Genomic DNA, 22868 nt, shown 5'->3' with positions numbered 1-22868 from the left:
CTCAGTGTCGAACGGTGGCCACCAGACCACTCTCACCCGCACCTCCGGCGCCCAGAGCCTTCGCCGCCAGGATGCGCTGCAGGTCCCGGATCTCGATCTCGTAGGACATCACGCACGCCAGGGGTACGCCGAGGTGGAAGGGGTACCCGGCACATGCGCTTTGCGCCGCCGCGGCCACCATGCGGGTAAGCTCCAACGCCGGGCGCTCGAAATTCACGTCCGGCGCGAATGCGGCGGCGTAAGGCGTCCGCTGCAAAGGCTGGTCCCAGTTACGGGCCGGGAGGGTCGCCAACTCTCGGCGCCGCCTCGTGGTCAGCCATCGCCCCTGGCGCAACGTGTACGCGAGCGTTTCCTCGGGCGACAGGCCGCAGGCTTCTCGGTAACGGACGATCCAGCTCAGGTTGAGAACGTCGAAAAGCGGACCAAGCAAGCCCCGTACGGCGTCCCGGTCGCGGCTTGTCAGGGTAGCGGTGGCCGCCCATAACCGGTCGTAGAAGTCCAGTTCGATGGCGACTTCCAGCGCAAACGGACCGGTGGTCCGCCACTGCGGCAGGGCCTGGCGGAGCGGGCCCGCGTAGGGGCTGGTTGCCAGCCGGTCGACGAGGTCGGGGATGTCCTTGCTCGCGAGCAGAGGTTCGAGATCGAGGGTGCCGACCCCGTCGAGCGCGACGAGGTGCGGCCGCAGCCGCTCGGCCGGGAGTCGCGCTGCCACGCCCCGTACGAGGACTTTGAGGTTGTCGACTTCATGGTGCAGGAGATACCGATGGAGGAACGCCCGTTCCGGGTCGTGAAGCGTGCGCAGCAGGGTCCGCCCGACGACGGCGGCCCGCTCGGCGAGGGCACGCTCGGCCCTTACCCCTGCCGGGGCCAGCGCCGCCGCGTACGGCGTCTGTTGCAGCGCGTCGACCACCGCGCCGGCGGATGGCTGGCCGGCGAGAGCTTCGAGTCCCTGGCCGCCGATCAGACGGCCGAGGAGAGAGCGGGCCCGGGCGTTGGCGACGGCGTAGCGGGCGAGATCAGTCGCCATGGCCGACCCCGATGGCGAGGACCAGAGCCAACACCGCCTCGACGGCGGCGCCGCCATGGGCGGCGGCCGTGGCCTCCATCCGTGCGATGGCGGTCTGGCCTTCCTGCCGCAGGCGCGCCGCTTCGGCGCGCGCGGCTTTGATCAGGTCGCCGGCGGCGGCTGCGGCGATAGCTTCGCGGGCAGCCTCGGCGGCCGCACGGTTACGGCGTACTTCATCCTCGGCGGCAGCGACGAGGGTGCGAACCTCCCCTTCTGCCGCGTCGAGTTCGGCGCGCGCGTCCGTTTCCGCTGCCAGGATGACGCGCAGTGGCTCTTGCATGGCCACGGCCTCCACGCTGCGCGTGGTTTGTAATGTGGCGCAGCCACGAAGGTACTGAAGCAGCAAACATGCCCGCGGCGTCGACCCACATTGCTAGCGAGGCCGGGCACCCCGCGGCGGACGCTTGCTTCGCAGTCCTGGGAAGATGCACTCTCAGGCAGGGTTGCCGTGGGGGTGCGCGGCGCTGGTGGGACGGTGTTGGACTGGGCGGAACGGGGTGTGCTTTGGGGGGCTTGTGGGATCGAGGGCTTGAGGGTTGGGGGGAGTTGGGGTGAGATGGTGAGCGACCAGGGAATGGATGCGCGGACTTACGCCGTACGCGAAATCCTCAAGGACGGGGGTTCGATCAACATCCGCGCCATTCGCCCCGACGATAAGGGGCGTCTGGTCGACCATTTCCAGCACATGAGTCAGCGCTCGGTCTACTTCCGCTTCTTCGGGGCGAAGAAGCGGCTGACCGAGGACGAGTTGCGCCGCTTTACCGAGCCTGACTTCGTACGTCATGTCGCCCTGGTGGCGACCCTGTGCATCGGCGGCGAGGAGCAAATCATCGGGGTTGGGCGCTTCATGGCGCTGGAACCGCCGGAAGGTGGGGACGAGGCGAGTTCCCCGTCACGGGCCGAGGTGGCGTTTGCCGTAGCGGACGATCACCAGGGTCGCGGCATCGGGACGGTGCTGCTCGAACATCTCGTGCCGCTGGCGCGAGCCAACGGTATTACCGAGTTTCAGGCCGACGTGCTGGGCGAGAACAACCAGATGCTGGAGGTGTTCGCCAACAGCGGCTTCGTGGCGCGGCAGTCGATCGAAGCCGGTGTCGTGCGGGTCACGTTTCCCACCGAAGAAACCGAGGAGTTCATGCAGGCCAGCGACACCCGGGACCGAATGGCGGCTTCCCGGAGTGTGCGCGGGATTCTGGAACCCCGGGCGGTTGCGGTGATCGGCGCGTCGCGGACTCCGGGGTCGATCGGCCATCGGCTGGTCGCCAACCTGCGGGCCGGCGGTTTCACCGGACCGATTTACCCGGTCAATCCCGGCGCGACGGAAATAGAGGGCTTGCGGGCCTACCCGACGGTCACGGCCATCGGTGCGCCGGTCGACCTCGCCGTTATCGCGGTGCCGGCCGCTGCCGTCGAGACGGTGGTGCAGGACTGTGCCGGGGCCGGCGTTCGCGGGGTCGTGGTGATCTCCGCGGGCTTCGCGGAAACGTCGGCGGCGGGGCGTGAGGCCGAAGCGCGCCTGACGTCGCTTGTCCGCGGCTCCGGCATGCGCATGGTCGGGCCGAACTGCATGGGTATCCTGAACACGGCACCCGAGGTCTCCCTCAATGCCACCTTCGCTCCGACGTGGCCGCCGCCCGGCAACATTGGCATGCTCTCGCAAAGTGGTGCGCTCGGCCTCGCCGTCCTCGATTATGCGCGCTCGCTCAACGTCGGGCTGTCCTCGTTCGTGTCCGTCGGCAACAAGGCGGACGTCTCCGGTAACGACCTCTTGTGTTACTGGGCCGAAGACCCGCACACGCGGGTGATCGTGCTTTACCTGGAGAGCTTCGGTAACCCGCGGAAGTTCGCCCGTATCGCTCCCGACGTGGCGCGGCAAAAGCCGATCGTGGCCGTGAAGTCGGGGCGGTCGGCGGCCGGGACACGGGCGGCGTCGAGCCATTCGGCGGCACTGGCCAACCTCGACGTTGCCGTCGACGCGCTGTTCGAGCAGGCCGGCGTGATTCGTACCGACACGCTCGAGCAGTTGTTCGATGTTGCCGCCCTGCTGGCGACGCAGCCGGTTCCCGCCGGCCCGCGCGTGGGCGTGGTGACCAATGCGGGCGGACCGGGCATCCTGGTGGCCGATGCGTGCGAGGCGCACGGGCTTTCGCTTCCGGAGCTCACGCCGGCGTCGCAGGCGCGGCTGCGAGAGATCCTCCCGGCGCAGGCCGCCGTGACCAATCCGGTGGACATGATCGCTTCGGCGACTGCGGAGCAGTTCGAGAAGTGCGTTGCCATCGTCGGTGACGATCCCAATATCGATTCGGTGGTGGCGATCTTCATTCCCGTCGACGAAGCGCAGATCGAGCCGGTCGTGGCGGCCCTGGGTGCGGGGGCGGGCCGAGTTCCTCCCGACAAGCCGGTCATCGCCGTCTTCATCGCTGCGCGCGCGGCCCCGGATCGCCTGCACGGCGGCGCCCGCGGGCGCCTGCCGGTGTACCGGTTCCCGGAAGACGCCGCGCTCGCGCTGGCCGCCGCGCACCGCTACGGCCGCTGGCGCTGCCGACCGCGTGGGACGATGCAGAGCCTCGACCGCTTTGCGTACACCGCCGTGCGGGCGGTGGTGGATCGCGTCCTGGCCGCCGCCGACGGTCCCGTGTGGGTGGGCCCGGCCGACCTGGCGACGATGCTGTGGGCCGCCGGCATCCGCTTCGCGCCGGGCCAGTTGACGACCGTGGCGGAGGCGCCCGCGGCGGCGGAGTGGCTGGGCTATCCGCTGGTGGTCAAGGCGGTGGCCCCGGGCCTGGTGCATAAGAGCGATGTCGGTGGCGTGGTCCTCGGGCTCGAATCGGCCGCTGAAGTGCGCGACGCGGTGGCCGCGCTCGATGCGCGTATGATCGCCGCCGGTTTGCCGCTCGAGGGCGTGCTGCTCCAACGCGAGGTGCGTGGCGGCATTGAAGCGCTCGTCGGCGTGACCACCGACCCGACCTTCGGTCCCTTGCTCGTCTGCGGTCTCGGCGGTGTGCTCGTCGAGCTGGTGCGCGACGTGTCGTTTCGTTTGACCCCGGTCACCGACGTCGACGCCGCCGAGATGCTCGACCGCTTGCGGGCCCGCAAGCTCCTCGACGGCTATCGCGGCGCACCGCCGGGGGACAAAGACGCCCTGATTTCCGCGATTATGCGTGTGTCCGCTCTTGTCGCAGCGGTTCCCGAGGTCCTGGAACTCGATCTTAACCCCGTGAAGGTCCTGGCACCCGGACAGGGGGCCATCGTCGTCGACGGGCGGATGCGCATTGCGCCGGTGCGGGCCCGGCCGGCGCCGGGTTGGGAGCCGGAAGGAGCGACGGATCGGTTTTGAGTTGTCACGGGTTTACTGCGGGGCCACGTAACGTATAACGGTCCCGGAAAGGGAGGTTCACATGGTAGCGAAGAAGCCAGCCCAGAGTGACCGTATTGGCGCCTTGGTGCGCGAACTCGAGACCGTGGCGAAGCGCCTGCGCACCGACATCCGCAAGCGGGCTGCCGCCAGCGGCATCCTGAAGCAGCTCGAGTCGGGCGCTGCACAACTGCGCAAGCGGGCGGCCGCCGTCGCGGCGCAGGTCGAGAAGTACGTGCACGAGTTGCGCATGGAGCTCGAACGCGCCCCCAAAGTCGCCAAGAAAGCGAAAGGAACCCGCAAGGCATCGCGGCGCCGTCCGGCCGCGCGCGCGAGCTGACAGGTAGCTGAAGACGCCGGCAGCGCCGTTCGACACGGCGCCGCCGCGGGGCGAACGGAAGGACGGCGACGATAGCAGCCCCGGAACCGTTCGGGCTGAGGCGGTCTCGGTTTACCCGAGACCGCTGTATCGAGAAATCCGGGCCGGCGGTTCGCAACCTCTTGCTAACGTTCGCGGGTGCCGCCTTTCGCCTCGCCCGCACCGCGTGCCCCGCCCTTCGTCACCGGACGACGCAGGCGCTCTCGCGGCACAGCCGTCCACATCTCCGTGGAGACGTAGCCGAACGACTGCACGATGGCCCGAACATGAGCCGCGGTCGCGTCGTCCGGCGCCTCGAAGATATCGAGGAAGTCGAACGGCCCGAGCAAGGCGTAACTGGTAACCCAGCGGACTCCGGGGTAATGCGCGCTCACCTGGCCGCGAACCAGATCGTCGATCTCGTGCAGGCGCTCGACGGTGCCCATCTGCTCGGGATTCACCCGGGTGACCAGTACGTACGCGCCCATCGTCAGACATCCTCCGGTCAAACGGCGAACGATGGGACTCGGGTCACGGCGCCACCATGGTCTTGATGTTGGTGAACTCCTTGATCCCGTATACACCAAGCTCTCGGCCGTGCCCGGACTTCTTCACGCCGCCGAAGGGGAGGCGCCGATCCGAGCGTACGAAGTCGTTTACGTAGACGGTTCCGACCTCGAGCTGACGGGCCACATGCGCGCAGCGATCGAGGTCGCGTCCCCATACCGAACCGCCCAGACCGAAGCGCGAGGCATTGGCGATGCGGACCGCGTCCGCTTCGTTGCGGGCGACGATGACGGCGCCGACGGGCCCGAAGACCTCCTCGTCGTGGGCGGGCATCCCCGACTTCACGCGGTCGAGCACGGTCGGCGCGTAGAAGTTGCCCACTCTTCCTATTCGGCGCCCGCCGGTCAGGACCCGCGCTCCCATGCGTACCGAGCGCCGCACCTGTCGGTCGATCTCATCGACGAGGTCGGGTCGGGCCAGCGGACCGACCTGCGTGGCCGGGTCCATCGGATCGCCCACCCGCAATGCGGCCATGGCCGCAACGAAGCGCGCGGTGAACTCGGCCGCGACGGCACGCTCGACGATGAACCGCTTGGCGGCAATGCAGCTTTGACCCGAGTTCATCGTACGGGCCTGCGCGGCAACCGCGGCGGCACGGCCGAGGTCGGCATCGTTCAATACGATGAACGGGTCGGCGCCGCCGAGCTCGAGCACAACCTTCTTAAGATGCCGTCCCGCGGCTCCGGCGACCTCGACCCCGGCGAGTTCGCTGCCGGTCAGGGTCACGGCCGCCACGCGGTCATCGGCGACGAGCTGGCTTACCGCGCCGGCACCGATCGACAGATTACGAAACACGCCGCGCGGGGAGCCGGACCGGCGGAACACGTCATCGATGGCCAGGGCACACTGCGGTACATTCGAGGCGTGTTTGAGGATGCCGACGTTGCCGGCCATCAGGGCCGGGGCGGCGAAACGGAACACCTGCCAGAAGGGGAAGTTCCACGGCATCACCGCGAGCACGACGCCAAGAGGCTGGAAAACGATGAGGCTCTTCCCGCCTTCGATCTTCACCGCCTCGTCGGCAAGCATGCGCGCCGCCTCGACGGCGTAATACTCGCATCCCTCGGCGCACTTCTCGATCTCGGCCTCGGACTGGGCAATGGGCTTGCCCATCTCGAGCGTGACGAGACGGGCGTAAGCGGCCTTGCGCTCCCGCAGCACCTCGGCCGCCCGGAGCAAGACGCGGCTGCGTTCGTCTATGCTACGTTCGCGCCAGCTCCGAAAGGCACGGTCGGCGTCGGCGAGCGCCCGCTCGATCTCCGCGCGCGGCGCCGCCTTGAACCGCCTCACCACCTCACCTGTCGCCGGATTTATCGAGCTGATCGCCATCCCCATCCTCCCTCCCTGCGCGTTCGCTTCATTCCGCGCATTCCCGGCAGTCGTGTCTCGTGTTGCCGTGCACGAGCGACAGAGTCTGACCCGGGCGCGTGCCGTAGCGGTATACGGTGATCCCTTTCAGACGCAAGCGGTGTGCAAGTCGGAACACGCCCCGGACGGCCGACAGGGGTGCCTCGGCGGGTAGATTCACCGTTTTCGACACCGCCGCGTCCATGTGCGCCTGGAAGGCGGCCTGCATACGGACATGGCGCTCCGGTGCGATCTCGAGTGCGATCGGGTAGCGACGGCGGAGAGCCGCCGGGAGAGCGGCGAGTTTGCCGATCGAGCCGTGTGCCAGGATGTGTTGCCGCGCCGGCTCGCTGGCATCTCCCAGAGCGTCGAGCGCGCGATCGATCGCTGGCAATACGTCCGTGAGGACGGTGCCATCGAGGACACGCCGGGCCACGGCCAGGGCGAAGTACGGCTCGATGCCGCTGGCAACGCCCGCCAGCAGGCTGATCGTTCCGGTCGGAGCCACGCACGTCGTGGTGGCGTTGCGCAGGTGCGTGTGGCCGCGCTGTGGCCACACGCTGGCGGCAAACGCCGGGAAAGAGCCGCGGCGAACGCCAAGTTCGTTGGACTTGGCCCGGGCTGTCCGGGTTATGAAGGCCGCCAGCTTTTCCCCGAGCGCCAGCGCTTCGTCGCAGTCGTAAGGGATACCGAGCCGCGCCAGCGCGTCGGCGAGCCCCATGACCCCGAGGCCGATCTTGCGGGTCCGCAGCGTCGCTGCGCGGATCTCCTCCGCAGGATGGCCGGTGGCCTCGATCACGTTGTCGAGGAACACCACCGCGTCCTGCGCGACGGCAGCGAGCCTTTCCCAGTCGATGTCCTCGTCGGTGGTACACGCGGCGAGGTTGATGGAAGCGAGGACGCACGATTCGTACGGAAGCAGCGGTTGCTCCCCGCAGGGGTTGGTAGCCTCGATGGCGCCCAGCCCGGGTGTCGGGTTGTGGCGGTTGATCTCGTCGAGAAACAAGAGGCCCGGATCGCCGTTGGTCCATGCCGCGGTGGCGATAGTCTCGAAGAGCATGCTGGCGTTGATGCTGCGCACCGTTCGCCCGGTGCGCGGGTTGCGCAAGGGAAACGCACTGCCGGCGTCGACCGCCGCCATGAACGCGTCGGTAATGCCGACCGATAGATTGAAGTTCTCCAGCCGTCCGGGGGTCTGCTTGGCGGCGACGAAGGCCTCGATGTCCGGGTGGTCGACCCGCAGGACTCCCATGTTGGCGCCGCGCCGGCGGCCGCCGGCGCGAATCACCGCCGTGGTGCGGTCGAACAGATCCATGAACGAAACGGGGCCCGACGTGCGGCCGCCGGTCGAGCGCACGTGGTCGTCGGACGGGCGCAGGCGACTGAACGAAAAACCGGTGCCGCCGCCGCTCTGATGGATGCGCGCCATGCGCGCCAGCGCGCCGAAGATGGCGTCGAGGTCGTCTTCGACCGGCAGCACGAAGCAGGCCGCCAGTTGTCCGTCGGGAAGACCGGCGTTCATGAGGGTGGGCGAATTCGGCAGGAACTCGAAACGTGCGAGGCGCTCGAAGAATCGCGCCTCCCAGAAGGCGCGATCGTCGCCGAAAGCGGCGGCGGGTGCGGCGATGGCCACGGCGACCCGCTGCAGCATGCCGTCCGAGTCTTCCGCCAGCGCACCGTTTTCGTCGCGCCGCAGATAGCGCTCGCGCAGGATCGTACGTGCGTGGTCCGAAAAGTCGGGAGCTGTTCGCGCTGCCCTGGTCAAGGTTCGTCTCCGTGGCCGCGAGCACCCCGCCCGCGCGCGGCCGCAGGGGAGTGCGGAGCCGTCTGTACTCGTCGTCTACTCGCTGTCGGGTCCGGCGACAAGGGTTGCCGGGAGTGGCCGGGCCTCGGTAGAGTCGTCACCATGCGTCGGGTGCAGGAGTCTGTCGTGGCGGATGCGGGACGAGGGCGGGCGCGGGAGTTGTCGACCGCGCGCGACCTGTGCCGTGCCATCGGCCGCCTGCTCTGCATCGGGCTTCCGGGGCCGTCGATCGAGGTCTCGACGCGGGAGCAGTTGGTGGCGCTTTGCGCCGGTACCGTCGTACTGTTCCGTCGCAACTTCGAGTCGGTGGATCAGCTTCGCGCGCTGACCGCCGAACTGCACGCCTTGCCCAGCCGGCCCCTGGTTGCCGTCGACCACGAGGGCGGGCGCGTGCAACGCCTCAATGATCCGTTCACCCGTTTTCCCCCGGCGGCGGCACTGGGCCGTCGCGGCGATCCCGAACTCGCGTACAGCGTGGGCCTCGCCATGGGGCGCGAGCTGGCGGCGGCCGGCATCGATCTGAACTTCGCCCCGGTGCTCGACGTGCACTCGAATCCGGCCAACCCGGTCATCGGCGACCGGGCGCTGTCTTCCGACCCGCAGGTGGTGGCTTCACTCGGCGTCGCGCTGATGCGTGGCTTGCGGGACGCCGGCGTGATTCCGTGCGGGAAGCACTTCCCGGGTCACGGCGACACGGCGGTGGATTCGCACCGCGAACTGCCGTGGGTCCAGCGCTCGCGTGCCGAGCTGGAGCGGACCGAACTGGTTCCGTTTCGCGCCGCCGTGGCGGCGGAGATCCCGATGATCATGACCGCGCACGTGGTCTTTCCGGCGCTCGACCCGGATCGTCCCGCGACGGTGTCGCGCGCCATCCTGTCCGAGCTGTTACGCGGCGAGTTGGGCTTCGGCGGCGTGATTGCGAGCGACGACCTGGAGATGCGCGCGATCGCGGGGCAACAGGATATCGGCGCCGCGGCGGTGGCGAGTCTGCGTGCCGGCGCCGATATGCTGCTGGTGTGCGAGCATCTGGCACGCGGCGGCGAGGTCTTTGCGGCTGTCGAGCGCGCCGTGCTGGACGGGACGCTGCCATCGGACGTTGTGGTGGCAGCGGCAACGCGCATCGAGGCGTTGCGCGAAGTTTGTCCGGGTCCAGCCGGCGACGACTGTCCGCTGCCGAACCCGGCGCACCGAGCGCTGGTGGAGCATCTGGAACTTGATCCCGTGACCGCCTAACACGTCGTCCTATGCGCATACACTCGTTCTTCCATGTCCCATTCGAAGGTCTGGGCAGTATTGCCGACTGGGCCGCGGTGCGCGGCCATGTGGTGACCGCGACGCCCTGGTACGGCGGTGGGGCGGCGCCGTCGCCGGAGGCGTACGACTGGCTGATCGTGATGGGCGGCCCGATGGGCGTGTACGACGAGGGGGAGTATCCGTGGCTCGTCGACGAGAAACGAGCGATTGCCGCGGCCATCGGGGCCGGCAAGCGCGTTCTCGGTGTCTGTCTCGGAGCGCAGTTGATCGCCGATGTCCTCGGTGCCCGCGTCTCCCGCAACCCTCACCGGGAAATCGGCTGGTTCCCGATCGAGCTCGCTTCGGAGGGGGCAAGTACGCGGACGGGCCGGTCCCTGGCGCCGATCGCTCGCGGTTCGCAGACTCCGGCCCCGGTTTTTCACTGGCACGGCGACACCTTCGACCTGCCGGCGGGAGCGGTCCATGTCGCGCGCAGCGAGGCCTGTGAGCATCAGGCGTTCAGTCTCGACGACCGCGTGGTGGGCTTGCAGTTTCACCTCGAGACGACGCCGGCGTCGGCGGCGGAGTTGATTGGCAACTGCCCGGGCGATCTCGTCGCGGGGCCTTACGTGCAGTCGGCGGAGACGATGGTCGCGGACGCGGGGCGGTTTTTGCGCATCAACGCGGTCATGCACGCGTTGCTGGACGCGCTGACGCGATCCTGATCCTGGTTCTCATGAACCTCTCTCGCGCCTCGATGCGCGCCGGAAAAGACGGCGCTACTCGGCACGAACGGAAACAGCCCGTCTCGGAAGAAACCGACCCGTTCGCCCCGAGTAGGACCTGTCTTCTCAGGGGCCGTATCGAGGGGCGGCGTCGGATTCACGAAGAACCGGGGGCCTGAGCGCCGATCCGAGCACAGCGCCAGAGGTCAGCGATGAGTGCGTTCATGGTTGTCGAGATCAAGATCAAGGACCAGGATGTCTACGACGACTACATGCGCCGGGTCCCGGCGGTCATTGAGCGGTACAAGGGCGAGTACGTGGTGAGGAGTAGCAGGGTTACCCCGGTCGCAGGCGGTTGGGCGCCGGATCGCATCGTCGTGATAAGGTTCGACAGCCTCGCCGAGCTCGCGGCGTGCTTTGGTTCTCCCGAGTACCGGGCGCTCGCCGTCCTGCGCGAGCGCTCGACGTCGACGCGTTCGATCGTCGTTGAAGAGTAGGGCATCGCACTCGGGCACGCGGCGACCGGGCCGCGTCGTCGTGGTTTGGCGGGGTACCCGGATTGCCGATTGGGGGGAAGGGCGTCACAACCGAAGCGGGACGCAGTTCATTGTCCATCCCTCATCCCGCCAGTCCGAGAAAGATCATCATCGCGCGGTTAACCCTCACCATGTCGGTGTGCGAGAGCTCTCCGATGCGTGTACCCAGTTTCGCCTTCGGGATCGTCTTGATCTTGTCGACCATCAGCCGCGAGGTCGTCCTGAGGCCGTTTGTTTCGTTTGGTTCGACGGCGACACGGAAGAGCGGCGCCTCCGTCGGATCGCTCGTGAAGGCACAGATCGTCACTGACCTGGTTGCATCGAAGCGATCATCCTGCACGATGACGATCGGACGCGGTTTGCCCGCGTAGTCAGCGCCGCCGGCTGCAGTCCAAACGTCCCCGCGCTTCACTCTTCGTCCCCGGTCGAGATCGCATCGATGAAGGCTTGGTCCGTGGCCGCGTATCGGCTTGACCCAACACGTCGCGACTGTCGGGAAGCTTCCGCGGCAAACTCGGGGGAGCGCGTATCGGGTAGCCACACCTGCACCGGGCGGAGACCCTGGGCGCGCAAGCGCTCGCGATGAACCCGCACCTTCTCGCGCGCGCTGATCGGTTTTCTGGTTCGCGCCGTACGCTTCGACACAGACGGCATGGTACCCTCCTTCATGGTTACATGTAACCTACGGTCTTGTGCCCCGGGCTGCAAGGCGCCTGCCGCAAGACCGCAGGCCGCTGCGGCGTTGCTCACGCTGGTCGGTTTCGCAACCGGCCTTCGACCGCCTGCTCCGGCGGGAGTAGAACCAGAGCCAGGCGCGCGTGTCGAGGACCACCGCCATCACGATGCCGCTGGTTACGGTTCGCCGGTCGAGAAGGTGTCGTCCGCTTCGCCCGTCTGTCAGACATCGGATACCAGCGCGAGGAGTTCCGGCGCCGAGCTCACGATGTCGTTGGCTCCCGCGCGCGCAAGCTCCTCGCGCGTCCCGAATCCCCAGGTGACGCCAATTGAACGGACGCCGTTCGCCCTGGCGGCCTCGATATCGTCGCGGCGGTCGCCGATCATCGCCGCGGCGCTCGCGGCAACGCCTTCCGACGCTAGCGCGCGACGAAGGAGCGTGGCCTTGACGATCCGCACATCGTCCAGGTCCGGGGCGTAAACGCGCGTGAAGTGCCGCGACAGGTCGAAGTAATCCAGGATCCGGCGCGCAAAGACATCGGCTTTGGAGGTGACGAGATACAACGAGAAGCCGCGCGCGGTCAGCGCCGAAAGCGCGGACGGGATCTCCGGATACACGCGGTTCTCGAAGATGCCGGTGTGGCTGAACCGCTCCCGGTACGAGGCGATTGCCTCCCGAATGACGTTCTCGTCGGCCGTGCCGAGGAGGGTCTCGAAGCTCGGGGCCAGTGGTGGACCGATGAAGCGTTCGAGGACGTCGGCGGGAGGGACCGTCCTACCGAGGGCCGCGAGTGCGTGAGCTAAGCAGCGCACGATGCCGTCGCGCGGGTCCGTCACCGTGCCATCGAGATCGAAAAAGAGGTGCGAGGCCATGACTCCCGGTGCCTCCGGTGGCGCCACGATGAAGTGCCGCTCCGTGCCAGTCAAACGCGCGCGAAGGTGGCGAGGGCGGGGATCGTCAGCGAGCGTAACCCGTCGGTTACCGGATTTCTTCGGCTCGTTCCCGTTCGCCGATCCACACACCAGACCGCGCCTCGCGAAGGCTCTCGTCGCGGTCGGCCTGTAAGCCGCACGACTTGGCCGTCCAACGGTGCGGGCCAAAGGTGCGGTTGTCACCGGTCTCGCCTGGTGGGCGTCGACCCCATGCCGTGTTCGCCGTCTTCGCGCGGCGCTCAGCGGACCGTGCACGAACAACCGTCGATACTCCCGGTTGCCGACCCGCAGCCCTCGACGGTGCAGCCGAACTCCGAGGCGGCCGGGGCCGGTTGGCCTGTGCAGCCGTCGAAGTTGACGACGAACAGGCGGCCATTACTGAAGCCGAGGGAGCGCGAGGCGACCACGCGGACTGCGTAGTTCAGGTCGTTCACACCGCGGGTGGTGTTGCTCGGCCACGAAATGAAACGGGACGCTGGCGCCGTCCCGGAGCCGGGCAGGCTGACCTTTGCGCTCTTGTACCCGAGCAGGAGCGTTACCGACTGCGGCGCCTGACCCGGCGGGTACCCGAGGTCGACGTTGAAGGTCTTGAAGGTCCCCGGTGTTGGCGCCGTGCAGGGACTGACGGCGCAGTCGGCGGCGCACACAGCGCCCTGCCCGCATTCCGCCACCAGACACGAAACGTCGCACCCCGGAGGGTCGGTGCAGCACCGTTCGCCGACGCCGAGGAATCCGTCGCCGCAGACCGGTGTGCCGGTAGGGGTAACAGTAGGTGTCGGCGTGTTCGTCGGCCCCGTTGTCGGCGTGTCCGTCGCGTTCGGGGTATCCGTTATCGTTGGCGTTACCGTAGGGGTGTCCGTCGGTCCGGCGGTCGGCGGCTCGGTGGGGGTTGGGGTGATCGTGGGGGTGACGGTGATGGTCGGCGTTTCGGTAATCGTCGGCGTTTCGGTCGGTGTCTGCGACGGGCCGGTGGTGGGACTGATCGTCGGCGAAAGGGTGGCCGGGACGGTCGCCGTCGGCGTCCGGGTCAGGGTGGGGACAGGCGACGGGGTGGGCGTGGCAAGCACTTCGTTCTGACAGGCCTGGTTGCAGCCGTCGCCGTTGATGCGGTTGCTGTCGTCGCAGGTTTCGTGATCGCTCTCGACAACCCCGTTGCCGCACGTGGTCGGACGGCATTCCAGCTTGATGGAGTCGTTATCGCGCTTGCCGGAGACGCTCTTGCCGGTCACTTTGATGACGCGGCGGGCCTTCCCGAAGCCGCCGTTGCTCCTGGACTTGAGGGGAACCAGCAGGTCGATCGTTGCGCTGCACGCGTTGCGGGTAGGGTTTGAAATGCCCGGCGTGATGGGCGGGTCGGTAACGGTAACGCCGAAGGTTCCATGGGTCAGGAGTGCCGCAAGGTTGGCGGCATCGGCGGCGTCGCGCAAGCGCTTCGAGTTGGGGCTGCGAACCGCGAAGCTCGTGAGGTCCACAGGCGTGCAGGGCAGTCGGGGATCGGTATTGTTGATGCAAAGCTGGACCTGAAACGTGCAGCTATTGTTCGTAATGCCGTCATAGTCACAGCGGGTGTCGCCGTCGTAGCAGAAGAGGCGATTGCGCCGAATGCCTTCCTTCACGTCCGGGACCGGGGTGCCGTTCTTCAGCAAGGGCACGGGAACCGCCAGCCATTCTAGCTGGCAGTCGGTCCTTGTCGGGCCGCCGCCCGGGATGCAGGGATTGGCGGGGACGCCGGAAACGCAGGGGCCTGAGGTCGGTGTCGGGGTTGGGCCGGTCGCTGTCGGCGTGGGAGACGGCACCATCATGTCGGTACTGCCGAGACCGTGAATGGTGCCGACGCCGGTTGTGCCGACGGGGGTGTAGACGCCGGTCGCCGGGTCGATCGTCAGGATCTGCCCCGAGTCGGTGCTGGCGTAAAGCGTGCTGCCGACGAAATCCAACCCGACGATGCCGGCGCCGAGCGGAACGCCGGTGCCGGTTCGGATCTGCCCCACGGCGGTGCCGATGCCGGTGGCCGTGTCGACCGTGTACAGGCGCGGCTCGCCGGGCGGGTTGAACACGGCGGTGGTTGCCGCATAGAGGGTTCCGGCAGGACTGAAGGCGAGTCCTTCGAAGTTGGTCACGGCGAAATTACCCAGGGCGTTGAAATCGTTGACCGGCGTGGCGGCGCCGGTGAGCGGATTGACGAGGCAGAGGGCATCGGGGAGTGCCGGCGATACGCTGAAACGGCTGCAAGTAGCGTAGAGAGCGGAGGCGTCGGGTTTCCAGGCGAGACCGCCTATCGGACGGGTGTTGGCGGCACCGACGGCGCTGCCGCCGCTGCCCGCGGCCGGTTCGATCGCAACGATCAGTCCGGCGGTCGGCTCGCCGTCGGCCGACGTCGCGCCCACGAGCCAACCGTCGGACGGATGGCCGGCGAGGCCACGTACGTCACGGAAGCCGATCGGACCCAGTTCCGTGGCCACTCCCGTCGTCGGGTTCACCGTAACCAGGATCGTATCGTTTCCCGACGGAACGGTTCCGTACAGGACCCCTTGCGCCGGTGCGTAGTCTCCGAGCAGGGCGACGACCACGAGAACCCTCACGCCGACGTGCCGCATCATTGCTCTTCTCCTCCCCGGGGCGACTGGAGCGTGGGCGCACTCTTCCTCGGCCCGGGTTCGGCGGTACCGGCGATCTTGCCGGTAGACCGCGTATGTTCACGAGCTGCGAATATACGAGATGACCGGCTACATGCGGGTTGCTGGCAGATGATGATTCGGTGACGCGTCGGGACCGCGGCGTCTCGCCGGCGGCATGCCCGGCGCGCGACACCAGTAGAGGACGCCGTCAAACGCCGTCGCCACGTGCCCCCGGTTGCCCGGGCACCGAGTTCGTCGTGGGCTTTGGATCGATACCGATGGCGATACCGACCCCGAGGGAGTGGGTGTCTCGGCAGTCCCTACGACGCCGGGATTGCATGAGTCCACCCGGTGGACTAACCAGATCTCATGGCAATCCAGGCGAACATTCACGAGGCGAAGACGCACTTCTCCGAGTTGCTGGAGCGCGCCCATCGCGGCGAGGAGGTAATCATCGCCAAGGCCGGCAAGCCCTATGCGCGGCTGGTCGCGGTGGTCGAGGCGGCGGACCGGGCACCCGGGACGTTCCGCGGGCAGATCGCGGGCGACGTGGTGGGCGGGTGTGGGCCTGACGATTCTCCGTGGGGATGAGCCCTTACCTGCTGGACACGTGCGCGTTGCTCTGGTGGATGGCGGACGCGCCGGAGCTCGGACGCGCGGCGCGTCGGGTCATCGCCGACCGGCGCACCCTGGTGCTCGTGTCCGTGGCCTCGCTGTGGGAGATTGCGATCAAGCGGCGTCGGGGCCGACTGGTCGGCGTGGACGAGTACCTGGCGCAATATCCGCGGCTGCACACCCGGTGGGGATTTTCTACCGTGGTGATCGAGGCGGGCGACGCCGTGACCGCGGGAAACTTGGCGGTGCCGCACGACGATCCGTTCGATCGGATGCTCATCGCGCAAGCGCGCCGCCTCGAAGCGCGCATTGTCACCTGTGACGACGCCATCCGCCAGCACGTCCCACACTGTGTTTGGTAGCGAGCCGGGCGTCGCGTGCGCCGGGGTCGGACAAGGAAAGACCGTGGGGTCGCCCAACGGCAACATCGCCGGTGGCGTCGGGTGGCACCCTGGCAAGATACGAACATACGGGATGACCGGCTACGTGCCGGTTGCTGGCAGATGATGATTCGGTGACGCCCCGGGCGACTCACCGGCGGCGCCGCGCAGCGGCACGGATCAGCCGGCGCTCTTTCGTCTTGCCATCGTTCACGAACGACGTCGCCCGGTTTCTTATCCTGCCACGATCTCGATAGCGCGCTGTTGACACGCTCCCGGCGGGACCGCTGATGAATACGGCTGTCGGTCAGGGTTCGGCCTTCACGTAGAAGACCTGATGCCGCTCTCGGAACCCGATCTGCACGACGTTGAAGAAATCGCGTCCGAGCAGGTTCCGGCGCAACGGGACCGTGCTGAACCCGATCTCCAGGTCGAACTCGCCGAGCTCGGGGTGCAACAGGCGCACCGGGTGCAGGATCCCTTCGATCGAAAATCCGGCGGCCGAAGCGAACGGTAGGCGTGGGCCGTCCATGAGATCGAGTCCGATGAATCCCGCAAGCGTCCCATCGAAGAGCGAGCGCTGCGCGCCGGAATCCAGATAGGCGACCACGTCTGCCGAGCGCGCAGACGATCGTGGATTGCTGACGGCGACGGGCAGAATCGGGAACATCCCGCCGGCCGGACTCGGCCGGTACGGGAACTCGTACTGGTACGCGATGGTCGGCACGGTCAAAGGCCGAAGTGCACGGTTCCTTCCGCGGTGGGCGGCTCGACGTAGAAGACGAACGGCACCGTGATGCCCTTGCGCTTGGCCGTGGCGAAAACCCGCGCCGCGTTCTTGCCATGTGCGACGAGCCGGTCACCCTCGATGACGACCCATTCACCGGCAAGCCGGCGCATCTCGTCGGCATGCGTCTCGATCCACTCGAACTCGCGTTGCCGATGCGTGGACCTGACGACCTCTTGCCGTTTCCGCGCTGCACCCGATCTCGCCATGACGATCAGCATACCTCCTCCGACCCCGAGTTTTCGAGGGCCATCCAATGCCAAACCACACGGGGTGGCACCTCTGCAAGTCATTGAGATGACAGGGGTACGGTCTTCGGCTCTGGCGGATCGTCGGCTTCGCGATGAGCTTTCGCCCACGAAAGCAGGCCCGTAGCCTTCGAACGCAGCGCGCCAGATGTGCTCCCGTCTCCACCGGTGTGGGCCGGACGATTCTCCGTGGGGATGAGCCCTTACCTGCTGGACACGTGCGCGTTGCTCCGGTGGATGGCGGACGCGCCGGAGCCCGGACGCGTGGCGCGTCGGGTCATCGCCGACCGGCGCACCGGGGTGTTCGTGTCTGTGGCCTCGCTGTGGGAGATCGCGATCAAACGGCGTCGGGGCCGACTGGTCGGCGTGGACGAATACCTGGCGCAATATCCGTGGCTGCACACCCGGTGGGGATTTTCTACCGTGGGCCAACTCGGTCGCCGGGGTGGCACCTCTGCAAGTCGCTGAAACAACAAGAAAACGGGGCTCCGCAGCGGGCGGATTCTGCGCTTAGGGATGCAGTTTCAGCGACGGAATCGCCTCCGTAGGCGGCGGCCGCGTCCCGCAGGACGTAGCCGTCGCCGTCCGGGTCGACCGCGCGGTAGCGCCCCCGCTGCGCGAGGTCGTGTTGCAGCGCTTCGACAAAGCCGCGACTGCCCACGCCGACACTGTCGGTCCACTGCCGGTCGCGGCGCACGTGCCCGTCCCGCAGCGCCGCCTCCACCCACTGGCGGTGCACGTCGGCCAGGGCCGGCAGCGCCACGCCGAGCGCCTCCGCCAGCGCAGCACGGTCGACGATCCGGTAACGGGCACGCGCCTGCTGAATCTCCTGGTAGCCACCCACCTCCCACGCCGCCGGGTGATCTACCACGCCTGCCCGGACCATATTGAGGTCGATGTACACCACGCAGCGCACCAGATGCGCACCCGTCTCCACGGCCGTCGCGTGATACTGATCCGCCCAGAATGCGCCGCTGCGCCGCTTGCGCCGATTGTAAGCCTGTCCCGTACACCCCTGGACGAGCTGCATGCTGGCGGCGATCTCGTCCTGGCCCCGGTCGCGGACGAGGAGGTGGACGTGATTGGCGGTCACCGCGTAGTCCAGCACGCACAGTCCGAAGCGCCGCCGCGCTTCGTACAGCCACGCCCGCCACACGCGCCGATCGCGCGCAAACTTCAGCAAGAACCGCCGGTCGTGACACCGATGGGTCAGGTGCCACACATGCCCCGGCACGTGGACCCGATGCGCACGCGCCATGCCCGCCCTCCCTACACGCCACCATTCGGGGCCCGGAAGCGGCACTGCAAGCCCCTGATTCAGACCTGTTTATCATGTACTGTCAAGTCTCTTCGGATACTTGCAGAGGTGCCACCCCGCCACCCTGCTTTCGTGGACGGGATGGAGCAAGAAGCGACTGAGGTGGACCGGCGGAGCTTCTTGCGCGAATCTGGCGAAGCGGGCAAAGTATGTGAGCGCACCCGGCCACGTTAGCGACCTAAACCGGGTGGCGTGAAGGAGGGGGCCAATGCGTGATGTCGGGTTACTCGCGCTGATCACGGCGATATCGGTGTGCGGATGCGCCGAGGGGGTCGCCATCAAGTCCTATCCTCTGGGTGCCAAGGCTTTCGTGGACGGGCAGTACATCGGGACCACGCCTGCCGAAGCTGAGATCCCCCGAGGCGCAGTTGGACAACCGCATTCCTGGCGTGTCGAGTACCGCAACTGCGACTCCGCCGAGGGGCAACTGCAAACCCGTGTCGCTGGGGGCCGGATCGTTGCCTACATTTTCACACTCGGCGTCGTGGCGATATTCAAGGGCCCAAGTTACTACCCGCCCGTCGATGCGGTCCTCACCGGTGGCGATTGCGAAGGGCCGTCTCGATCGAGAGCGCCAACCAACTCTGGAATTACGATTCAGCAAATTGTCGGCGACAAGAACACCGCGTCGCCGAACGCCGCCGATGTCGAGAAGACGCAGCGACTTTCCGAGCGCTTGACCACGCTCCGAGACCTGTACAACCGGAAGTTGTTGTCAGAGCAGGAATACCAGCGCGAGAAGGCAAAGGCCGTGCAGGAGTTCTCAGAGTGATGGCGCCGGTGCCCGCCTGCCGGTGCGCCCGCATCGGTGTCTGGACCAGACGCGGGGTGGCCACTGCGGGCTTTCCAGCCCACATGGAGGCAGGGGACGATGGGCCTGTGAGGGAATCGGGTTTTCGCAGGGAATAAGTAGCGGTGGGCGTGGTACCCGATTGCGGTGGCCAGGGTGTGGTCTGGTAAACGCGCCATGAGACGGGGCGCGCCGTGCCGCCAGGGGCGACAACGGGCCGGCGTGGACGTTGTGATCGTCGCGGCCCCGCCGGTGTTGCGTATCGGGTCTCAACTGACCGCGGTCAGCGCGAACCACCGCACCAGGTTGAGCGCCAGTGCATTCCAGAGCGCCACGCAAAGCACCTTGCCGACGCCGCGCACGACCATTCGATCCATCGTGCGATACGTGCGAACGTCGGCGTTGACGCGTTCGGCAGTAGGAGCCCGTTGCTTGTAGATCTCCCTGGCGCGGGCAGTCCCCATACGGCGGCGCCAGGCGCTGACTGCCGCCGAGTCCGCCATCTGCGCTTGAAAGGGGGCCTGACCCCGCCGCCCGGGCACCGCACCGTACAGCGTGCACAGCCGACTCTGCAGCCGGCGGTCGGCCAACGGGGCACTGCGAAATTCGTACTGCTCTTCGACGACACCCGCCTGCACGCCGATGGGTGCAGACGCAGGGGCGGATCGTCATTCGCCCGTCCAACCGGCGCCTGATGTCTGCGCGCGATGCGTGCAACTGTGACAATGGCGAGTCAGCGCACGGCGCACTTGCCGCCGGTGATGCTGCCTGACGCAGTTCCGGCGGTCTCGACCGTGCACCGAAACGCCTCAGCCGTCGGCGGCGCGCTTTCCGTACACCGATCGAATCGGACAGTAAAGAGGTCGCCAGCCTCGAAACCCTGCGCACGGCTCAGCACGACCGTGAGCGTGCCGTCGGTTGCGCTGGCCGCGGCGATGGTGTTGGCGGGCTTGTGCTCGATCCGTCGGCTGAGGACTTCCGGCGACGCGCTCGGGCCGAGGGTGACACGGTCGCTCGGGTACACGATACGCAGTGTCAGCGACTCCGCACGCCTGATGCCCGGTTGTTCGTACGTCACCATAACCGGGAACGGCTGCCCGCTGGAGGCACAAGGCGTCGCCGCGGCGGCTTCGCGTACACCGGGCGGCCACCCGAGCAAGGCAAGTCCGAACAGAAAAGCGCGGTACGCAGTCGATCGCATCGATGTTGTCCTCACGGAAGCGTGGCCCGACACGTGCAGTCCGGCGACGCACACTGCTCGACCGTGCAGGTGAAATCGCTCGGCTCTGGCAGCGGCCCGCCGGCGCAGCGGTCGAAATCGACCACGAACAAGCGTCCCTGCGGGAAGGTGCCGATCGGGCGGCTGACGGTGGCCCGCAGCGTGTTCGCACTCGCGCTCACGTCGCGCAACTGGGTGCCCTGGGGCCGTCCGGAGATCCGCGACTCGATGCCGCCCGCTGGCAGGCCGACGGCGTCACCCGGATAAGCCAGCGCGATGGCAATCGTCGCGGTGCCCCCGGTGGCGGAGGCGAAGTTGACCGTGACCGGGACGCGGCCGTCGGGAATGCACTCGCCACCCGGAGTCGCGGTTGGCCGTGGGCTCGGGGTTGGCGTGGCGGTCGGCGTTGCCGACACCACGGGCGTGGGCGTGAAAGCCGGCCCGCACTGCGACGTGACGAAGCCGCAGGCCCAACAGGACAATTCGCCGCCGTCGAAGCCGAGAGCGGTACATGTCTTTCGGTTCAGGTTGTTGGTGTCGCACTGCTCGACGCCGATGTAGACGAACCCGTCGCCGCAGAACGCCTGCTGGCAGATTGTGGTGCAGGCGCAGGTGTCGCAGTTGGCGGGTCCGTCGTCGCAGTTTTCCCCCTTGTCCATGGTGCCGTTGCCGCAGTTGGCGTACGGAAACTGCTGCACACCGCCGTTACCGCAGCCGGCTACCACGAGCAGCAGGAGCAGTACGCCAGGGGCAAGATGTCTGGAAGTCATGTTGCCTCGCTCATATCGATACGACGCGGTGAGTTGTTGGCTATCGTCATGGCACGCGCACCGTGCAGGTGCAGCCGTCGATGCTGCCGGTGGCGCTACCGCAGCCTTCAACCGTGCAGCCGAAATCGGCAATGGACGGCGCGGCGCTCCCGCTGCAACTGTCGAAGTTGACCACGAAAAGCCTTGCCGCATCGAACCCCAGTCCGCGCGAGGCGACGACGCGCGCCGCGTAGCCCAGACCGGTGACCCCGCGCAGGGTGTTGCTCGGGAAGGAAGTGAAGCGCGGAGTGGGCGGGTTGGGGAGACTGACGAGGGTGCTCCTGTAGCCGAGCAGGACTGTGACCGACCCGGGCTTCGGACTCCCGCCTGGGTAGCCGAGGTCGATGCGGAAGCTCCGCTGCGGGGTGCCGGGTGTGCAGGCGCCGACGACGCAATCCTGCGCGCAGGTCTCGCAGGTCTCTCCCGGTTCGATGAAGCCGTTGCCGCAGGAGGCCGCGGAGCCGCTCGTCGGTGTCGGCGTGGGGAGGGCCGGTGTTGCCGTGGGCGTCGGGGTTCCGGAGGGTGTCAGCGTGGCAGCCGGCGGCGTCGGTGTCGAGGTCGGATTGTCCGGCGCCGTGGGCGTTGCCGTTGCAGTATCGGTAGGCGCGAGGCTCGCGGTGGGCGACGCCGTTGCGGTTGCGCTGGGGCTGGCGGTGTGGGTCGGAGTGGACGTGGCGCTCGCCGTCGGGATTGCCGTCGCGGTCGCGGCGGTCGAGGGGGTCGGGGTGGCCGTGCCGGTCGGTGTCTGAGAGGGCGTTGGGGTGATGGTCGGAGGCACGGTGGGTGTTACCGTGGCCGTCGTCGTCGAGGTGCCGGTGACGGTGGCCGTTGCGCTGACCGTCGGCGTCGACGTGATCGTTGGCGTGGCGCTCGGCGTTTCGGGCGTGAAGGTCGCCGTCGGCGGGCGGGTCGCCGACGGCGTTTGCGGCCGAAGCGTTATGCCGACCGTCGGTCGGGGATTGACGGTGTAGTACGCCGTCACGTCACCGCCACAGCCGGCGGCGAGGGTGGCCATCGCAATCAACACCGCCGTCGGCACGCGAGAGAGTCGCGCAGTGTACCCGAGTTCCACAGCCCGTGCTCCACGTGGTCAGGGGATCGAGACCGAGCAGGTTGTCCCTGGAATGTCGCTCCCGGCGGGCGTCGACGCGCTGTCGACCCGGCACAGGAAATCGGCGACCTCGGGCGGGACGGCGCCGCTACAGTTGTCGAATTGCACCGTAAACAGGATGCCCGGGGCAATCGGCGACTGGTCGAAACTGACGACGACCATTTGCAGGCCGTAGTCCCGATCGTTGTGCTGAAAGAAGGTGTTCTCCGGCGAATTGGTAATGCGATCCGCCGTTAACTGACTGTCCCGCGATCCCGGGATGCGTACGCGGTCCTCCTGATATCGCAGGAACACGGAGAGTGCGGCGATGTCGGTATTCTCGGGCGGTGCAAAGCTCACGGTCACATCGAGCGTGGTGCCGTCCGGGGTGCACG

The 22868-nt window shown here is 67.6% G+C and carries 24 protein-coding genes; 8 read left to right on the top strand and 16 right to left on the bottom strand.

Annotation, left to right across the window (positions count from 1 at the left end):
- Position 1 precedes the first annotated feature (1 nt).
- Together L6Q96_14805 and L6Q96_14800 are read right to left on the bottom strand one after the other, a co-directional pair.
- Complete coding sequence (locus tag L6Q96_14805) at positions 2-1027, bottom strand: V-type ATPase subunit (protein MCK6555824.1); 1026 nt, start codon at positions 1025-1027, stop codon at positions 2-4.
- Positions 1017-1346, bottom strand: coding sequence for a hypothetical protein (locus L6Q96_14800; GenBank protein MCK6555823.1), 330 nt, complete (start codon positions 1344-1346; stop codon positions 1017-1019). Before L6Q96_14800 ends, L6Q96_14805 begins: the two co-directional genes overlap by 11 nt.
- A 276-nt stretch (positions 1347-1622) precedes the next feature.
- On the opposite strand from L6Q96_14800, the gene L6Q96_14795 reads away from it, so the two are divergent.
- Complete coding sequence (locus tag L6Q96_14795; protein ID MCK6555822.1) at positions 1623-4403, top strand: GNAT family N-acetyltransferase; 2781 nt, start codon at positions 1623-1625, stop codon at positions 4401-4403.
- Positions 4404-4464: 61 nt separating this feature from the next.
- The gene (locus L6Q96_14790) at positions 4465-4761 is read left to right on the top strand and encodes a hypothetical protein (GenBank protein MCK6555821.1); all 297 of its coding nucleotides are present in this window, start codon (positions 4465-4467) and stop codon (positions 4759-4761) included.
- 164 nt (positions 4762-4925) lie between these two features.
- On the opposite strand, the gene L6Q96_14785 is transcribed toward L6Q96_14790, so the two are convergent.
- From L6Q96_14785 to L6Q96_14775, 3 genes are read right to left on the bottom strand one after another with little or no spacing between them, the layout of a single operon-like run.
- Positions 4926-5267: a GYD domain-containing protein gene (locus tag L6Q96_14785; GenBank protein MCK6555820.1), complete on the bottom strand. Its 342-nt coding sequence runs from the start codon at positions 5265-5267 to the stop codon at positions 4926-4928.
- Between the two features lie 43 nt (positions 5268-5310).
- The gene (locus L6Q96_14780; GenBank protein MCK6555819.1) at positions 5311-6675 is read right to left on the bottom strand and encodes an NAD-dependent succinate-semialdehyde dehydrogenase; all 1365 of its coding nucleotides are present in this window, start codon (positions 6673-6675) and stop codon (positions 5311-5313) included.
- A gap of 28 nt (positions 6676-6703) precedes the next feature.
- A complete protein-coding gene (locus L6Q96_14775; protein ID MCK6555818.1) occupies positions 6704-8458 on the bottom strand; it encodes an adenosylcobalamin-dependent ribonucleoside-diphosphate reductase in 1755 nt (584 codons plus the stop codon).
- A gap of 165 nt (positions 8459-8623) precedes the next feature.
- Between L6Q96_14775 and nagZ the strand changes: the two genes are divergently transcribed.
- The 3 genes from nagZ (at position 8624) to L6Q96_14760 (ending at position 10952) form a co-directional block, all read left to right on the top strand.
- Positions 8624-9730: a beta-N-acetylhexosaminidase gene (gene nagZ, locus L6Q96_14770; protein MCK6555817.1), complete on the top strand. Its 1107-nt coding sequence runs from the start codon at positions 8624-8626 to the stop codon at positions 9728-9730.
- Positions 9731-9741: 11 nt separating this feature from the next.
- The gene (locus L6Q96_14765; GenBank protein MCK6555816.1) at positions 9742-10455 is read left to right on the top strand and encodes an amidotransferase; all 714 of its coding nucleotides are present in this window, start codon (positions 9742-9744) and stop codon (positions 10453-10455) included.
- 224 nt (positions 10456-10679) lie between these two features.
- Positions 10680-10952: a DUF1330 domain-containing protein gene (locus L6Q96_14760; GenBank protein MCK6555815.1), complete on the top strand. Its 273-nt coding sequence runs from the start codon at positions 10680-10682 to the stop codon at positions 10950-10952.
- Between the two features lie 121 nt (positions 10953-11073).
- On the opposite strand, the gene L6Q96_14755 is transcribed toward L6Q96_14760, so the two are convergent.
- The 4 genes from L6Q96_14755 to L6Q96_14740 all read right to left on the bottom strand — a co-directional run bounded on the left by L6Q96_14755 (position 11074) and on the right by L6Q96_14740 (position 15199).
- A complete protein-coding gene (locus tag L6Q96_14755; protein ID MCK6555814.1) occupies positions 11074-11403 on the bottom strand; it encodes a type II toxin-antitoxin system PemK/MazF family toxin in 330 nt (109 codons plus the stop codon).
- Positions 11400-11645 carry an antitoxin MazE family protein gene (locus L6Q96_14750; protein MCK6555813.1) on the bottom strand — a complete coding sequence of 82 codons (246 nt, stop codon included), beginning with the start codon at positions 11643-11645 and terminating at the stop codon, positions 11400-11402. Before L6Q96_14750 ends, L6Q96_14755 begins: the two co-directional genes overlap by 4 nt.
- Positions 11646-11888: 243 nt before the next feature.
- Entirely contained in the window at positions 11889-12539 is a 651-nt protein-coding gene (locus tag L6Q96_14745) for an HAD hydrolase-like protein (protein MCK6555812.1), read from the bottom strand.
- 299 nt (positions 12540-12838) lie between these two features.
- Positions 12839-15199, bottom strand: a complete 2361-nt coding sequence (locus L6Q96_14740) for a hypothetical protein (GenBank protein MCK6555811.1) — start codon at positions 15197-15199, stop codon at positions 12839-12841.
- Between the two features lie 387 nt (positions 15200-15586).
- Between L6Q96_14740 and L6Q96_14735 the strand changes: the two genes are divergently transcribed.
- Together L6Q96_14735 and L6Q96_14730 are read left to right on the top strand one after the other, a co-directional pair.
- Entirely contained in the window at positions 15587-15808 is a 222-nt protein-coding gene (locus tag L6Q96_14735; protein MCK6555810.1) for a type II toxin-antitoxin system prevent-host-death family antitoxin, read from the top strand.
- On the top strand, positions 15805-16194 hold the full coding sequence (locus L6Q96_14730; GenBank protein MCK6555809.1) for a type II toxin-antitoxin system VapC family toxin: 390 nt from the start codon (positions 15805-15807) through the stop codon (positions 16192-16194). Before L6Q96_14735 ends, L6Q96_14730 begins: the two co-directional genes overlap by 4 nt.
- 325 nt (positions 16195-16519) lie before the next feature.
- On the opposite strand, the gene L6Q96_14725 is transcribed toward L6Q96_14730, so the two are convergent.
- From L6Q96_14725 to L6Q96_14715, 3 genes are all read right to left on the bottom strand, one after another.
- Positions 16520-16939 (bottom strand): hypothetical protein, encoded by a 420-nt coding sequence (locus tag L6Q96_14725; GenBank protein MCK6555808.1) that lies wholly within the window; start codon positions 16937-16939, stop codon positions 16520-16522.
- Between the two features lie 2 nt (positions 16940-16941).
- A complete protein-coding gene (locus L6Q96_14720) occupies positions 16942-17220 on the bottom strand; it encodes a DUF5678 domain-containing protein (protein ID MCK6555807.1) in 279 nt (92 codons plus the stop codon).
- 445 nt (positions 17221-17665) lie between these two features.
- On the bottom strand, positions 17666-18505 hold the full coding sequence (locus tag L6Q96_14715; protein MCK6555806.1) for a transposase: 840 nt from the start codon (positions 18503-18505) through the stop codon (positions 17666-17668).
- A 268-nt stretch (positions 18506-18773) separates the two neighbouring features.
- On the opposite strand from L6Q96_14715, the gene L6Q96_14710 reads away from it, so the two are divergent.
- Positions 18774-19337, top strand: a complete 564-nt coding sequence (locus tag L6Q96_14710; protein ID MCK6555805.1) for a PEGA domain-containing protein — start codon at positions 18774-18776, stop codon at positions 19335-19337.
- Between the two features lie 287 nt (positions 19338-19624).
- Here the strand turns inward: L6Q96_14710 and L6Q96_14705 are convergent, their stop codons facing one another.
- The 4 genes from L6Q96_14705 to L6Q96_14690 all read right to left on the bottom strand — a co-directional run bounded on the left by L6Q96_14705 (position 19625) and on the right by L6Q96_14690 (position 22455).
- Entirely contained in the window at positions 19625-19993 is a 369-nt protein-coding gene (locus L6Q96_14705; GenBank protein MCK6555804.1) for a transposase, read from the bottom strand.
- 95 nt (positions 19994-20088) lie between these two features.
- Positions 20089-20556 (bottom strand): hypothetical protein, encoded by a 468-nt coding sequence (locus tag L6Q96_14700; GenBank protein ID MCK6555803.1) that lies wholly within the window; start codon positions 20554-20556, stop codon positions 20089-20091.
- 11 nt (positions 20557-20567) lie between these two features.
- Positions 20568-21344 (bottom strand): hypothetical protein, encoded by a 777-nt coding sequence (locus L6Q96_14695; protein MCK6555802.1) that lies wholly within the window; start codon positions 21342-21344, stop codon positions 20568-20570.
- A 46-nt stretch (positions 21345-21390) separates the two neighbouring features.
- Positions 21391-22455, bottom strand: coding sequence for a hypothetical protein (locus L6Q96_14690; protein ID MCK6555801.1), 1065 nt, complete (start codon positions 22453-22455; stop codon positions 21391-21393).
- Positions 22456-22868 lie beyond the last annotated feature (413 nt).

Source organism: Candidatus Binatia bacterium (genome assembly GCA_023150935.1).
Lineage (GTDB): Bacteria > Desulfobacterota > Binatia > HRBIN30 > HRBIN30 > JAKLJW01.
The sequence above is the reverse complement of the archived record's forward strand: the minus strand, read 5'-3'. Positions and strand labels throughout refer to the sequence as shown.